The organism is Streptomyces sp. M41 (genome assembly GCF_043673425.1).
Classification (GTDB): domain Bacteria; phylum Actinomycetota; class Actinomycetes; order Streptomycetales; family Streptomycetaceae; genus Streptomyces.
Map to the genome: position 1 here is coordinate 361049 of NZ_JBIMKE010000002.1, position 14083 is coordinate 375131.

Here is a 14083-nt window from a genome sequence, read left to right on the forward strand (position 1 = left end):
TGCGCGCGCATCGCATCGCTCGGGCGATGCCTGGCGAGGGCATGCCTCTGACGGCATTGCCCCTGACGAGGGCTCACCAGAGCACGTACCGACCGGTCAGTCCATACGCTTGCGGGCACCCCGTTGTCCGCTCCCAACGCCGTAGGGGGGCAACTGTGCTGATGCCCATTCGGCCATCCGCCGTAAGGAATCTGGCCATGGTGATACGAGTGCCGGGGGCAGGGCACACCGCCGGGCGGCCGTACACGTACCGGGAGTCGCGGATTACGCGTGCCGGACGGGCTACCGCCGTGCGGCTTCAGCTTTCCGAGGCGGAGTCCCAGGCGTCCCCGCAGCCGAGGACGGCCGCCGGCCCGAGCAGTTGGAGCGTGTCGAAGGCGAGCGTGAGCCGTACGAGATCGCGGGGGCGGGACAGTTCGAGACTCGTGATCTGCTCGAAGCGGCGCAGCCGGTTCAGCACCGTGTTGCGGTGGCACAGCATGTGCCGGGCCGTTTGGACCGCGGAGCCGCCCTTCTCGATCCACACTCCGAGCGTGTCGATCAGCGTTTCGCGGTCGGCGGGCTCCAGGTCGTACAGCGGCCGGAGCACCCGGAGAGCCAGCACGGCGGACAGGTCGGGCCGTGAGACCAACAGGCCGTCGGGCAGACGGGCGTCGAGCCGGGCGACTTCCCCGTCCGCGCGGCAGGTGCGCAGGGCGAGTCCGGCCATGTCCCGCGCCCGGGGCAGGTTCTCCAGGCCGTGGACGACGGGGCTGATGCCGATGCGCATGCCGGGTCCGGCATCGAGGGCGGAGGCGAGCGCGTCGAGTGGGCGGTCGCCGAGGTGGGCGACGAGCACATCGCGCTGTGCGCCGACGTGGCGCAGGACGCGCATGCCACGGATCTCCGGAACGGCGTCGGGTGCACGGCCGAAGGCCGACGTGGCCCGCAACTCCGCCACCGCGAAGCGTCCGTCAGGCGGCAGATCGAGGATCGACGCGGCGTCCTGGATGAACGACGGGTCGTCACGGCTCTCCAGGACGGCGGCAAGGATCAGGCGCACCCGCTCGCTGTGCCGGCTGGCCACGCCCTCGGCGACGTGGCGGTAGGCATCGGCGACCAGGACGGCGTCGCGGTCGTTCATCTTCCACACCAGCTCCGCCACCTGCACGAGCTGACGTTGGTCGCCGAGACCGTCCCGCTCCACGACGTTGATGATCCCGCCCCAGACCTCCGAGCCGGCGACCCGGAAGGCGTGCATCACCTCGTCGAGGGGGCGGCCCTCCTCGGCACGGCGTATGCCGAGCTCACGGGTGTAGCGCTCGATGTCCACGATGCGGCCCGGGTCGAGGGCGGCCTCCAGCGCGCAGCGGATGCCGGTGTCCGCGGACTGCTCGAGGTCGGGCGGCGAGAGTACTGGGTCGGCGTAGTACGGCACCTCGGTGCGGATCCGGTGCACCACGGAGTCGGTCAAGGAGGTGCCCCGCCCAAGTAGGCGCCTACAGGCGCGGTCGAACAGTTGGAGCGGCGAGGGATCGGCGGCGGCTTGGGGCAGCGGACCGACGGTGGAGACGGTGGTGCCGCGGGGGCGGACCGCGCCACGGACGGAACTGGTGTGCATGGGCCCTCCAGACGGATGGGGCGTGCAAGGACACCACGGCGGGTCGCCATGTCTTGTGCTGCGCGGTTCGCAGGTGCGGGTGCTCCACCGGTCGGCGATCGGCGTGTGGCGGCGGCGCACCCTTCAAGGAGTCCACATGCTAAGCAGTCGGTCACCCATTGAGGCGAGACTTCCGCCAAATCGTGATGATCCACGCACAGCAGGAGGTACGGATTGTGTCCCCTCACAAGCGGAGCGCGCCCCGGCTGGGAGCCGACAGCTGCTTGTTCCCCGGGCCACCACCTTTGACGGCTCCGAGGAGACAGGCCCCACGTACCTCTACGACTACTCGTCGAGCACTCCGAACACCGCGGGCACCACGACGGTCACCGACCCTGTCGGCGACACCACGACCTACAAGTACGCGGCCGACGGCGAGATCACCAAGGTCACCGACGCCCTGGGGCACTCCCGCGACCGTAGGTATGACGCGAACCGGAACGTGGCAACCGCCGCCGATGCCATGGGTGTCGGCGGCACACCGGGCAACGTGACCACCTACGGGTGGGACGCACGCTCGAACCCGACGACAGCGAAGCTGCCGACCGGCGCCACCTCCTCGCTGTCCGGCTACCAGACCGTCGCCGGCGCTGACGTCCCCGGCAATCTCGCCACAGCGGACGGCGTCTCGGTCAGCTACAGCTACGACTCCGCGGGCAACACCACCAAGGAGACGGTCTCCGGCACCGAAGGCGGCACCCGCTCCTTCACGTACAACCCCGCCACCCCCACCTGCGGCGGCTTCGAGGGCCAGCGCTGCGAGGTGAAGGACGCCAACCAGAACGCCACGAAGTTCACCTACGAAGCCAAGGGCAACCTGTCCAAGGTCACCCCGCCCAAGCCGCTCGGCGAGACCAGCTACACGTACGACAGCCTGGGCCGCACCGAGACCGTCACCGACGGCCGCGGCATCAAGACCGTCTCCGTCTACGACAACCGCGACCGGATCACCAAGGTCTCCAGCACCAAGCAACCGTGACCTACGCCTACGACGGGGACGGCAACCTCAAGCAGCGCTCCGACGCGACCGGCATCACCAAGTACGACTTCGACCCGCGCAGCAGGGAAACGGTCCGCACCCTGCAGGACGGCTCCCAAACCGTGCTCACCTACACGGCCGACGGCAACGTCGAAACGTACAAGGACCCCTCGGGCACCGTCCGCTACACCTACAGCAAGACCAACCGGCCGGAGTCGCTGACCGATCCGTTCGGCCAGAAGACCGGCTACGAGTACAACGCCAACGACGCCCGCACCAAGATCAGTTACCCCGGTGGGACGGTCCAGTCGATCACCCTGGACAAGGCCAACCGTGCCACGGCCATCAAGGCGACCTCCCCCAAGGGAACCCTGATGGACCTCGCCTACACCTACACGAACACCAGCGGCACAACCACCAAGGACGGCACGAAGATCCGCACCCGCAACGACGCGGCGACCGGCCTCAAGCGCACCTACGACTACGACTCAGCCGGACGCCTGACCTTCACGAAGGAGACCAAGGGCACCACGACCAACAGCAGCTGGCTCTACTGCTACGACAAGGCAGGAAACCTCACCTCACAGGGCACCGCGGCCGGCTGCCCCGGCGGCGGCTCCACCTACGACTACAACGCCGCCAACCAGATCACCGGCAAGAACGGCTCCTCAACGAACTGGTCCTACGACCAGGACGGCAACGAGACCGCAGCCGCCCCGACCGCCGAGACAACCCGCACCGGCGGCCAATGGAGCGACTTCTCCCAGCAGACGTCAATCACTCAGGGCGGCACCACCTACAAGGGCCGCTACGCCAGCACCGACAACTCCGAGCGCACCCAGTTCGGCGGCACCGCCTTCCACCACGGCCCGCTCGGCCTGGCGTCCCAGACCGCCGGCGGCGTGGACACGAACTTCACCCGCGAAGCAGGAGGCACCCTCAACTCGTTCCGCACCAAGGACAAGACGTACTACTACCTCGCGGACTCCCTCGGCACCATCGAAGCCGTAGTGAACGCCGACGGTGAGAAGGTCAACACCTACACCTACAGCCCGCGCGGCGTCACCAACGCCAACGAGAAGGTCTCCCAGCCCTACCGCTTCGCGAGCGGCTACCAGGACCCGACCGGGCTCTACCACTACCAGGCCCGCTTCTACGACCCGAACCTCGGGCGCTTCACCCAGACCGACCCGTCCAGACTCGAAACCAACCCGTACCTCTACGCCTCCGGCGACCCCACCAACATCATTGACCCGAGGGGCCTGTGGGGCATGCCCGGCTGGGCCAAGGCTGCAGTCGGCACCGTTGTGACCGTCGCGGTCGGCGCTGCGGCAGTGTTGGCCGTAGATGGCCAAGGCCATGGGCCAAGACCCCGTCGAAGGCCTGACCGGGGGCGTCGGCGGCGGCATTCTCGGACCGTGGGTGCCCGCCCTCCGCCCGATCCATTACATAAACTGAAGCCTCCCGTGCTGTGCAGCCGAACCAAGGGAACGAAATGAACCCCGCTGCTAAAGGCATTGCAATCGGCTCTGCCCGACTGTCGATGCTCGTTTTAGCCATCGTCATTTTTTGCACCCCATGGATCGTCGGTTGGTCCTTCTCCGCATTCATAGTCTGGAACGCGTCCTTCGTCGTCATTGTTTACGCGGCAAATCTCCTGCTGTTACGGGCCGTTGCCCGATGGGACATCCGGAAGCAAGTACCGCAAGGCGAACCTGTACGGCTGGTCGTGGCAGTGCGCAGGAGAATCAGGCGGCTGCCATTCCTCCTGCTCGGCGATGAGTTCGTTGTGGCTCTGACTGACCAGCGCCTGCTCATTCAGTCGCGCTCAACGTTCACCGGACGCCCGAGAGGGGAGCTTCTCTTAGGCGGGCAAGTCACCTTTCACCAGGGGAAGGTCCTCTCTATCGAGAGAGAATCCGGCGTCAGAATAGAGGCGCTGGTGCAGATGGCGCATCGGCACGACGTCGCCTATTGGATACGGCGGTGGCAGGACCGCTGACCGGGCATTGGCTCGCCCTTCATTGCGCACCGCCCGAGAGCCTCCCGCTCCCCCACACTCGCTCACCCACGTCCGGCGACAACGCCGCCGCCCGCGCCACGACGCTCGTCATCCGCAAGTCAGTGGAGATGCCGAAGGCGAAGACGTCCAGCTTCAAGTCGTCCACGATTCGGGCCAGTTGGCCCATCTGCCCGGTCAGCAGGAACTGGGGTCGTCCACGATCACGTAGTCGACTCGGCCACCCCGGGACAACTGCTAAACCACATATCCGTACAGATCCAGCCCCGGCCCCGGCCTCCACCGCGTCGGTCGGCGGCCCTGTGGTATCGGATGAGGCCGGCGCCGGGGGGTTCCGGTGAGGAGCCGGGATCCGCGCCACTCGCGCTGTAGGTGCCCGCGTTTGCTGGCGTCGAGGCCGGTTACGGCGGGCCGAGCCTTTGTAGCCGGTGGAGGGAGCGGTGGCACAGAGCTGGTCCCGCCGGGGGTACTCGTCAGCGCTTACCCCCTGTCCTCGGCGGGGTCACCGTGGCGCGCTCTCGGGGGCCGTCCTGTTTCAGTGCTGCTGTCAGGTGCGGGCCGGGCGGCCGGGTCTGTCCGCGAACTGCACAACCCCGACCACGCCGGTCTTCGGTCGTCCTCACGCGGCCGTTGCCTTGGTCTTCGCGCGGGCCTGTTGCAGCAGCTCCAGCACCTGGTCCATTACGCCCTCGGAGTTCTGGGTGCGGTCGATCTCGCTGAGGATGATTGCCCAGATTTCCCGCATGCCCGCCGCTTTCGCCTCGTAGTAGGGCCGCGGACGCCCTCGCGGGTCGGCTCCTCGGTGAAGGTGGCGTAGATGCCGAGGAACTGGCGCACCATGAGCCCGCTGGTCTGCCGTGGGTCGTAGACGACGTAGTGGCCGTCGCCGTCGAGACGGTGAGTGAAGTACTCATCCGGGCCGAGCGGGGCCTGTTCGACGTGGAGGTGCTGGTTGCCGAGCCCGTCGGGCAGCTGTCCGAAGTGGTCGCACATGCGGTCACGAAAGGCATCGAAGCCAGCGCGCGTGGTCAACGTCGTCATACCGTCACCTCCACCGACTCGCTGAGGAGGTTGCGCATGAGCTGGGGCGTTGGGCGTGCAGCTGGTCCAACGCCACACGACGCATGAGGTGGCGCCCAGGGCGCGGCGCGCGCTCATCGACGGTCTCCCCGGGCCGCGTGACGCCCACGTACGACGCGGCGGTGCCGACCGCGTCCAAGGCTTGCGCAATCGCGCGCTTCAAACAGCGCGAACGGGCCGGCGGCCGTGACGAAAGGCAGCAACAGCACAGCGGTGAACAGAATCGGCGCCACGGCAGGGACCTCCCGGTGATCGCGACTGGGTCGCGACCACGACCGTGGGGCCCATGAAGAGCGGGACCCTTCTTTCGAGGACCTTCGCCGCGCCGTACGCATCAATTAGCTGACGGTCATGAAGTGATGGCGAGGATCGGGCTCGCCGAGCCGAAGCCGGGTTCCGGGCAGCCCGCGCTTGGTCGCCTTCAACCTCAACCGCAAAGGAGACGCGCAACGCGCGAGATGTCCGACGCGAGCTGCAGCACGACGAGCGGAGGGCCGTAAGGCTCAGCGTGCACATCGACAGCAACGCCGCTTCCAGTCACTTCCTGACCGTCCACCACGACGCTGCGGCCCCGCCCATCGAAGGGCGTCTGGAATCGATGTGGTGTCGTCACCGGCGGACCTGACGGTTGGGGTGGCTCGCACCCGGGTCACGGGTGCGAGCCACCCCAACAGCTCTGTCAGGAACTCGGCTTGTCAGTGGACGCGGATGCCTTACCGGACTCCGCAGGCTGCTGTGTGAAGACCACGAGGTGCCAGGTGCCCTTCTCCCGCGTCACGGTGAAGGTGTCCCGCATGGCCTTTCCGGCCTTGTCCTCGGCCATCAGGCGGGCCGAGCCGGTGTCCCGGCCCATGTCGTGCTCGACCTGCACGTCCTTGATCTTCCACCCCCGTCCGCCTTTGTCCGCGAGGATCTGCTCGGCCTCGTGCCTGGACCACTTCTCGTCCTTCACGCCCCCGGCTTCGATCAGTCCGTCGGCGCTGCGGGTGTTGAGGGCGTTCACGTACGCCACGACGGCCTCGCGGGCTCCGTCGGACGATGCCGAGGCCGAGGGGGTCGAGGGGCTTGCGGACTTGGCCTCGTCATCACCGGATGAGCAGCCGGCTGCGAAGGCCAGAGCGACCAGAGCCGCCGGCACAGCCAGAAGATGTCGACGCTCCACAGCGCACTCCTATGTGGTTCCTGTAGGGGGATCAGCAGCCTGTCAGGTGCGGTGTGCGTACCACCAGGCACGCGGGTGGTCCGAGAGGAGCTTCTTCAGGCTTTTGTTGTGGGTGTCGCTGGTGTGGTACGTCAGATAGGGGGTGCCCCGGTACTTCTTCGTGACGATCATCGTGTGGTCGATGTTGTTGTCGCGGCCCCAGTCGGCCTGGAGGACGTCCGACTTGGCCATCTTCCACACGTTGTCGAGGATCTTGGTCCGCTTCGAGTGCTTCTTCGCGAACCAGTACCAATTCTCCGCAGCCGCCCAGGTGTAGCTGGTGGTCCACGTCGTAGGTCCGTAGAACCAGTACTTGTTGCTGGGCCGCTGGATGATCGCGCCGCCCTTGGGGCCCCAGCCGCCGGCATGCATCGCCTGGGAGATGAAGTTGGTGCAGTCGGTGCCGTACGTGCGCCAGGCGCTGTTGTGGTGGTCCCAGTACTTGTCCGCGTAGGCCACCATCTTGCCGTAGCTGTAGCCCCTGACATCCCGCTTGTCGCCGGAGTCGTCGCTGTTACCGGGAAGCGGAGCGATGCCAGACGCGGCGTCCTTGCTTCCCTCGTCCTCTTCCGCCTTACCGCCCCCGTCATCGGCGCCGTCAACGGCGTCCACGTCGGACACCTGCGTGGTCGGCGTCGGGCCGCCCTTCGTCTCGGCCGTGTCGGACGACAGCAGCCAGGCACCATCGGAGCCTTGGGTGAACTTCACGGTGTGCGGGACAGACACTTCCTCGTACTCCGGAGCGCCGTCCGCGACCTCCTGCGGCGTGAAGGGGAGGTAGAGGCGGGTGCGCTCGATGAGCTGGAGCGTTGCCGACTGGCCGGTGACGGAGGTGTCGGCCACCTCCACATCGACCTGCGCCTTCGTGTAGCCGCCGTCGACTTCCTTGTACCGCTTGCCCTTCTCCACCAGTGCGGCGAGATCATCCTGCACCTGCGCGGTCATGGAGCGCGTGGCCCGGACGCGGGCGGTCGCGGCTCTGGCCGTCGGACGAGTCGTCGTCAGCATGTCGGCCCGCTGCTGCAGATAGCCTTCGGCGAGCTGAGTGAGAGCGGTGGAGTCGGCGTTCGCCGACGAAGCCGCTGCCGGGGAGGCAGGCTGGGCGTCCGCCGGGGTGCCGGTGAGCACAAGCATCGCCGCTGTGGCTGAGACCGCGGTTCCGGCGAGGACACGTCTGTGATGCGCAATGCGCATGAAACCCCCTTGATTACGGCTGACTGGTCGGGTCAGCCCGCAGATCAAGAGGGCCCATTCGAACATCGCGTTCCGAGTGACGCATTCCCATCTCGGAATGTCCGATTCCTGCAGGGTCCCTTGTCCGCTCCCTTCTACAGGCGCAAGCCCCGGGGTGGCACAGGAGCTACGAGGGGCGGCCGTCGACGCACAGCTCTGCGTGCACGTAATCGTGGATTCCGTCGCTGGAGTCGCTGTCCAACTTGCGCCGCTCGTACAACTCCTCGTCGGCGACGAGTTCCGAGAAGGTGCCGCACAGGCGTCGGCGGATCTCATCGTCGATCTCGTCTGCGCCGGTCGGTTCGCCGAGCGGGCCGGGGTGCTGGTGCAGCGTCAGGAGGGCTCGGGTCATGGTGGCGAGGTTGTACGCGTCGCATGCCGGGGCGCCGTCGGCGTCTTTCTCCAGGAGCTGGGACGCGCGCACGACGACGTGGATCGCCAGCCGTCGCATCTCGCCCAGCATGCGGGTTGCGAGACCCTGCACGTCCGGGACCAGGAGCTGCACATGCCCCTGGAGCTGTTCCTTCAGGGTGTCCAGCCCCTCGCCGGTCGGCAGGCGGGGAGCCCACAGTACGGATTCGTTCGCCGTCCGAATCGTGTCTGCGTCGAGTGGGAGCAGCATGTTCTCAGGCACCGGTGTCCGCCTCCGCCGCCGTGAGCCGGCACCGGCCGTCCTTCAGAAGCTGGGCGACCGCGTCCAGGCTGCACAGCGCCTCGGGGTTGTGCGATGGCCCGCACCAGTACGAGAAGCCGACGCCCGGGTCAGTGCGCGTGGGGTCGGGTACGCCGAGGTAGGCGTTCGAACCGAGGCATTCCGCGTCCTCGGTGCGGTAGCTCCAAGACGGCAGGCGGTCGGCGCCCTCCGGTACGAGGGCGTAGTAAAGGTGCCATCGGGTGTCGGCGAACACCGGCCCGCCGAGCAGCGCCTGACCGAGGTAGGCGTCGACGTCCCACAGGTCGTCGCTATCGGCGGCGGCGTGCACGAGGCCGGCGGTGAGACGGACGGCCGTGAAGAGAGTTCCGCACGGTAGGAGCGTGATCCCGTTCTCGGTCCATTCCCTCCGGGCCCGCTGCGTGTCTTCCGCAGCGGAGAGGAACCAGTGGCCGGCCGCCAGGTGCCGGTCTGTTCTGGACTGGATGAGGGTGCCGGGGTGTGCCTCAACATGGTGGGCGGTGTCCGGGGTCGTCATCGATGAGCCTCCGCGGGCAGCCGGTTGGCGGGCCAGGCGGGAACGGCCGTGGCCGGAGTTCCGACTGCGAGCATGCGGGCGATGCGTTCGGCGCAGGCTTGCTCATGTCCGTGCTCGCCGATCGCGTAGTCAAACCCGGTGACGTACTGGTCGCCTCGCCCATGGCGAGAATCTCTTCGGTGAGGCGGCTGTTCAGCGGGTTCGTCGCATTCAGCCGCATCACGCTGTCGTCGACGGTGACCTGGAGACCGTACTTCTCCAGGTGGCCGGCAAGCCGTTGCAGGTCGTTGCTGTCCACACGCAGACGATCCCAACGGCGAACGACGGGCGGGATATGACGACCTATGACACGGAGTTGATCACGCGGGCGGTAGCGATCACGGGCGCCGGTTGGGATGCCGGCAGTCGAAATGGTGACGGCGGCCTGGTCACGGCGCTGCACCTGACACCTCTGTTCGTCGATCAGAACCCAAGTGGCCGGGGTGGCTCGCTCGACGCGCAGGGTGAGAGTGTCATCCCCCTGGGAGTAGCCGAGACCTGCCAGCGCCACAGCCATGTCACGGTCGAGGAGGTCCAGGAGCACGCAGGCGTGGGCCAGCACGCGCAGGCACTCACTTCTGGTACGGCATACGAGGCTGGGCTTGTCCTTGTGAGCGCGGTCGCCGCGGTGCAAACCGATCGCGCCGTCGAACATCTGGTGCAGCCGCTGTTGGTCGCCGGTCCGCCGTGAGACCTTGATCTGGCGAGGCCCGTCCTCCACGAATGCCGCGGCCAGCAGGCGACCGCCGATCACGTCGACAAATCCGGTGCGGCGTTGGACCTCGGCCTCGACATTTCGGAATGCTGTAAAGATCGCGCCATCGAAGCGACCGTCAATCAATGCCGCGGCGCACAGCTCAGCAACGTCCTCGCGCAGAAACAGCCAGCAATGGGTCGCTGCCGCGTCCTGGGAGGAGCACAACCTCCGCACTGTCCGTCACCGTGACCTGATCCGTCGCTTCCACCGACTGAACAAACCCGCTGGCTTCCGCCACCGGTAGTGGGAGGGCGGCCGTGAGCGTGCCGTGCGGCTGACGATCGGCCTCGCGTGCCAGGAGGTCGGCGCCGTCCCGCAGTCCTCGGTACGCACGAAGCCGACGCCGATCAACGGTGAACGTCCAGTCCCACGGCCGATCGGGCTGGTGGCCAGCGCCCCTCCAGAAGCTCGACACGAGCCCCCCGAGGATCCTGAGGCGCATCATCTCGTCGCGCGCCGCCTGAACCGGCGCGGCGACCTCCTCGGGCCCCGCGGGCATGAGATGCGGCTGCTGCGGGTCGGGAACCGGGCCAAGGTCCTGGCCCAGGAAGCCGGCGTACTGTCGGCTGGTGACGACGACATCGCTTTCGTCAATGGGCCTCTCCAGCTCACGCTCACAGACCCACCGGAGGAATGAGGCGAACGTGTCGATGTCCGCACGACCGCCCTCGCACGCGTCCACGCCCTGCAGCGTCAGCCTGATCTCGTCATTGTCCGAGAACGCTGCACCCCGCCACGGGTGCACCAAGAGCCCTCCCGGGATGGCGAGCAGAGCGGCTTGTGTATCAGCGATGTTGAGCTCGCGGTCCATGTGGAGATCGACCGTGCGTCATCGGCCAAACCCCATCCGGAATGACCAAGCCGTAGATCAGTTCCAAGATCGCCCGCTCAGCCTCCATCAGTGCCATGGGCCCATTGTGTGACACCCCCGACTCACCAGACCCCTATGACCGCACTGAGCACTCTTCTCAACTCGCCCCGAACCCGTGCCTCGCTTCAGGCCCGATGACGATGTACGGCGATCGGCGCCCATACACCTCACGATCTGTAGGGTCGGGCTACGTGACACCCGGGCACGCCTCGCACTCAGAGCGAAACGGTCGCCGTCACCACCAACGACCCACCCCCGACCGGCGCCGATCCGGCTCCCCATGTTTTGCGGCTCCCGCCCAGGACTCGAACCTGCGACCAAGGCCCCCCGAACCCACGGCCCAGAGCCTCCCGCTCCCTCATGGCCAGCGAGCCCGACAAGCAAGTCAATGCGCCTCTCGTCGGCCAGAGGTCAAGTGGCGGTGACCGGCAGCACGTCCGGCGACAGCGCCGCTGCCCGCGCCGTGGCGCTCGTCATCCGTCGGCGGTGATGACGTCGGCAGAGCACCTCGTACCCGACCTCCGCCGCCGACTGAGCCACGTCGCCCACGACGACCTGCTCCCCCTCGACGACCATCTCCCCACCCACGGTGCGTGCATTGTGCGTGGCCCGAGCACCGCACCAGCACATCGCCTCGACCTGCAAGGTCTCCAGGCGATCGGCAAGTTCAATCAGACGCTGGGAGCCAGGGAAGAGCCTCGTGCGGAAGTCAGTGGTGATACCGAACGCGAAGACGTCCAGCTCCAAGTCGTCCACAATCCGCGCCAGTTGGTCGATCTGCCCGGACAGCAGGAACTGGGCCTCGTCCACGATCACGTAGTCGACCCGGCCGCCCTGGGACAACTGCTCCACCACATACCCATACAGATCCAGCCCCGGCCCGGCCTCCACCGCGTCGGTCACCAGCCCCAGACGCGACGACAACTTGCCCTCACCCGCACGGTCATCACGCGTGAAGATCAGCCCCTGCAGACCACGCGCCGATCGATTATGTTCGATTTGCAGCGCCAAAGTTGACTTTCCACAGTCCATAGTCCCAGAAAAGAACACCAACTCGGACATCAGGGACGCAAAGCCTTTCGGATCAAGCAAACACGGCGGGAACCGCCAACACGAACAGCATCACACCCGAACCCGACGGAGCCACCCACGCCACCGCCGTTCGATGGCGAATACCCAAGAAAGTTGGTCGACTTCCCGCAGTCCATCGTTCCGGAGAAGAACACCAGCTCGGGCATGTCGAGTTGAGCACCTTTCGGCAGCGAGGAGAGACGGGGAGGAGCTTCAGGAGCGTACTTCGAGCAGCGGGACCAGCTGCTCGGCGGGGGTCATCGAACCGTGGTTGCCGACCATCGCCGACTCCTTGGGCTCTCGCTCGGAGGCGATGATCAGGACGTCGTCCCGCGCCGCCGCGACCACGTCCCCGATGCGCAGATACACCCGCTCGTCGATGCGCGGCCCGAACCAGCCGGCCGCGATCGCCTCCTCCCGGGAGGCCACCCAGAACTGCTCGCCGAGCACCTCACGCCAGCAGGTCAGGACGTCACCGGCGGCGCCGGGAACCGCGTAGACGTGCCGCGCCCGGCCCTCGCCGCCCAGCAGGGCGACGCCGGCGCGCAGCTCCCAGTCCTCGTCGAAGTCGATGCGGTGCTGCTCGTCGAAGGGCACGTCGATCATGCCGTGATCGGCGGTGACGTACAGCGCGCTGCGCGGCGGGAGCTGCTCGGCGAGGCGCTGGACGAGCCGGTCGACGTACATGAGCTGGCCGCGCCAGGTGTCGGAGTCGACGCCGTAGCGGTGGCCGGCGCCGTCGAGTTCGGCGTAGTACGTGTAGACCAAGGAGCGGTCGCCCGCGGCCAGTTGCTCAGCGGCGAGGTCCATGCGCTCCTCGCCGGTCAGCCGCCCGAGGAACGTTCCGCCACTGAGCGCGACCTTGGTCAGCGGGGTGTTCTCGAAGGTGGGTGAGGAGACCTGGGCGGCATGCACACCCGCCCGGTGCGCCACCTCGAAGACCGTGGGATACGGCTGCCAGGCGCGCGGCGGGGTCCACGGGTTCCAGCGCAGCTGGTTCATCAGCTCGCCGGTCTTGGGATTGCGCACGGTGTAGCCGGGCAGGCCGTGCGCGCCGGGCGGGGTGCCGGTGCCGACCGAGGCGAGGGAGGTCGCGGTGGTCGCCGGGTAGCCGGCGGTGAGGGGACGGCCGGTGCCGCCGCGCGAGCTGCTGAGGAGCGAGCTCATGAACGGCGCTTCCTCGGGGTGCGCCCTGAGCTGCTCCCAGCCGAGGCCGTCGATGAGGAACACGCAGTTCCGGTCGGCGGCGGTCAGCTCGGGGATGGCGGCGGTCATCTCCGGTACGGCCATGCCCGCGGCCAGGGTGGGCAGCAGATCGGCGAGCGAGCCGCTGCCGTACTCCGGGACCGGCGCGGAGGCGACGGCGAGGGGCTCCGGATGCGGGTCCCAGGCGGTGTCCTGGATCATCAGCGGGTGAGATCCGCGGTCGCCTCGGAGAGCGCCTGCGCGAAGGCGAGCGCCTGGCGCACCGTCTCCGGGCCGTCACCGGCCTCGCTGACGCGCAGGCTGAGGTCGTCCGCCGTCGAGCTGCCCGTGTAGCCGTGGTCCGCCTCGCAGTTGGGGTCGCCGCAGGCGGCGGGCTCCAGGTCGATGCGGGAGACGGCACCCCAGCCGATGGTGAGCACGACCTCCCGGGGCAGGGTGCCCGGGCTGTACTGCTCGGGGTTGGCGACGACGCGGCTGACGACGACCGACGAGATCCGGCCGAGCTTCACGGACTCCGTGGACGTCGTGGCGTAGGGCGTCGGGGAGGTGTTGTCGGCGGCCTGCTCGTCGGTGTGGCTGACGATGAAGCGGTTGCCGGTGAGGACGAGCACGGTCACATGCCGCCGCACCTCGTTCTGGTCGAACGTCGTCTCCTGATGGACCAGGTACGACCGGATGGGCTCGCCGCCCACAGCGGCCTCCACCGCCTCGGCCACGAGGGCCGGGTAGTAGCCGCTGCGTTCGATCGCCGCACGCAGCCCCTGGGTCGTCGTACTGGTCTTGGCCATGACGCCCAT

The 14083-nt window shown here is 67.7% G+C and carries 15 protein-coding genes and 1 pseudogene; 4 read left to right on the top strand and 12 right to left on the bottom strand.

Going from position 1 to position 14083, the window contains the following annotated elements; genetic code table 11:
* Positions 1–298: 298 nt before the first annotated feature.
* On the bottom strand, positions 299–1600 hold the full coding sequence (locus ACHBTE_RS03900) for a PucR family transcriptional regulator (protein ID WP_394721886.1): 1302 nt from the start codon (positions 1598–1600) through the stop codon (positions 299–301).
* Between the two features lie 481 nt (positions 1601–2081).
* Here ACHBTE_RS03900 and ACHBTE_RS03905 point away from each other — a divergent pair, with 481 nt between their 5' ends.
* Genes ACHBTE_RS03905 through ACHBTE_RS03915 form a run of 3 tightly spaced genes read left to right on the top strand, consistent with a single transcriptional unit; the run spans position 2082 to position 4620 of the window.
* A complete protein-coding gene (locus ACHBTE_RS03905; RefSeq protein ID WP_394721887.1) occupies positions 2082–2618 on the top strand; it encodes a hypothetical protein in 537 nt (178 codons plus the stop codon).
* Positions 2615–4117 carry an RHS repeat-associated core domain-containing protein gene (locus ACHBTE_RS03910; RefSeq protein ID WP_394721888.1) on the top strand — a complete coding sequence of 501 codons (1503 nt, stop codon included), beginning with the start codon at positions 2615–2617 and terminating at the stop codon, positions 4115–4117. Before ACHBTE_RS03905 ends, ACHBTE_RS03910 begins: the two co-directional genes overlap by 4 nt.
* Positions 4114–4620: a hypothetical protein gene (locus ACHBTE_RS03915; protein ID WP_394721889.1), complete on the top strand. Its 507-nt coding sequence runs from the start codon at positions 4114–4116 to the stop codon at positions 4618–4620. Before ACHBTE_RS03910 ends, ACHBTE_RS03915 begins: the two co-directional genes overlap by 4 nt.
* A 112-nt stretch (positions 4621–4732) precedes the next feature.
* Here the strand turns inward: ACHBTE_RS03915 and ACHBTE_RS03920 are convergent.
* Both ACHBTE_RS03920 and ACHBTE_RS03925 read right to left on the bottom strand, forming a co-directional pair.
* A pseudogene (locus tag ACHBTE_RS03920) lies at positions 4733–4990 on the bottom strand (hypothetical protein); the annotation flags it as partial.
* A gap of 267 nt (positions 4991–5257) precedes the next feature.
* On the bottom strand, positions 5258–5383 hold the full coding sequence (locus ACHBTE_RS03925; protein WP_394721890.1) for a hypothetical protein: 126 nt from the start codon (positions 5381–5383) through the stop codon (positions 5258–5260).
* A 131-nt stretch (positions 5384–5514) separates the two neighbouring features.
* On the opposite strand from ACHBTE_RS03925, the gene ACHBTE_RS03930 reads away from it, so the two are divergent.
* The gene (locus ACHBTE_RS03930; protein WP_394721891.1) at positions 5515–5766 is read left to right on the top strand and encodes a hypothetical protein; all 252 of its coding nucleotides are present in this window, start codon (positions 5515–5517) and stop codon (positions 5764–5766) included.
* 631 nt (positions 5767–6397) lie between these two features.
* On the opposite strand, the gene ACHBTE_RS03935 is transcribed toward ACHBTE_RS03930, so the two are convergent.
* From ACHBTE_RS03935 to ACHBTE_RS03975, 9 genes are all read right to left on the bottom strand, one after another.
* Entirely contained in the window at positions 6398–6730 is a 333-nt protein-coding gene (locus ACHBTE_RS03935; protein ID WP_394721892.1) for a hypothetical protein, read from the bottom strand.
* Positions 6731–6922: 192 nt separating this feature from the next.
* Entirely contained in the window at positions 6923–8113 is a 1191-nt protein-coding gene (locus ACHBTE_RS03940) for an amidase domain-containing protein (RefSeq protein WP_394721893.1), read from the bottom strand.
* Between the two features lie 166 nt (positions 8114–8279).
* Positions 8280–8786 (bottom strand): DUF6415 family natural product biosynthesis protein, encoded by a 507-nt coding sequence (locus ACHBTE_RS03945; protein WP_394721894.1) that lies wholly within the window; start codon positions 8784–8786, stop codon positions 8280–8282.
* Complete coding sequence (locus ACHBTE_RS03950; protein ID WP_394721895.1) at positions 8779–9342, bottom strand: hypothetical protein; 564 nt, start codon at positions 9340–9342, stop codon at positions 8779–8781. The genes ACHBTE_RS03945 and ACHBTE_RS03950 overlap by 8 nt, the downstream gene beginning before the upstream one ends.
* Positions 9311–10303, bottom strand: coding sequence for a TIGR02391 family protein (locus ACHBTE_RS03955; protein ID WP_394721896.1), 993 nt, complete (start codon positions 10301–10303; stop codon positions 9311–9313). Before ACHBTE_RS03955 ends, ACHBTE_RS03950 begins: the two co-directional genes overlap by 32 nt.
* Positions 10239–10949, bottom strand: a complete 711-nt coding sequence (locus ACHBTE_RS03960) for a hypothetical protein (RefSeq protein ID WP_394721897.1) — start codon at positions 10947–10949, stop codon at positions 10239–10241. Before ACHBTE_RS03960 ends, ACHBTE_RS03955 begins: the two co-directional genes overlap by 65 nt.
* Positions 10950–11420: 471 nt before the next feature.
* Complete coding sequence (locus tag ACHBTE_RS03965) at positions 11421–12071, bottom strand: thymidine kinase (RefSeq protein ID WP_394721898.1); 651 nt, start codon at positions 12069–12071, stop codon at positions 11421–11423.
* A 222-nt stretch (positions 12072–12293) separates the two neighbouring features.
* A complete protein-coding gene (locus ACHBTE_RS03970; RefSeq protein ID WP_394721899.1) occupies positions 12294–13487 on the bottom strand; it encodes an alkaline phosphatase family protein in 1194 nt (397 codons plus the stop codon).
* Positions 13487–14074: a DUF5998 family protein gene (locus tag ACHBTE_RS03975; protein WP_394721900.1), complete on the bottom strand. Its 588-nt coding sequence runs from the start codon at positions 14072–14074 to the stop codon at positions 13487–13489. The genes ACHBTE_RS03970 and ACHBTE_RS03975 overlap by 1 nt, the downstream gene beginning before the upstream one ends.
* Between the last annotated feature and the right edge of the window lie 9 nt (positions 14075–14083).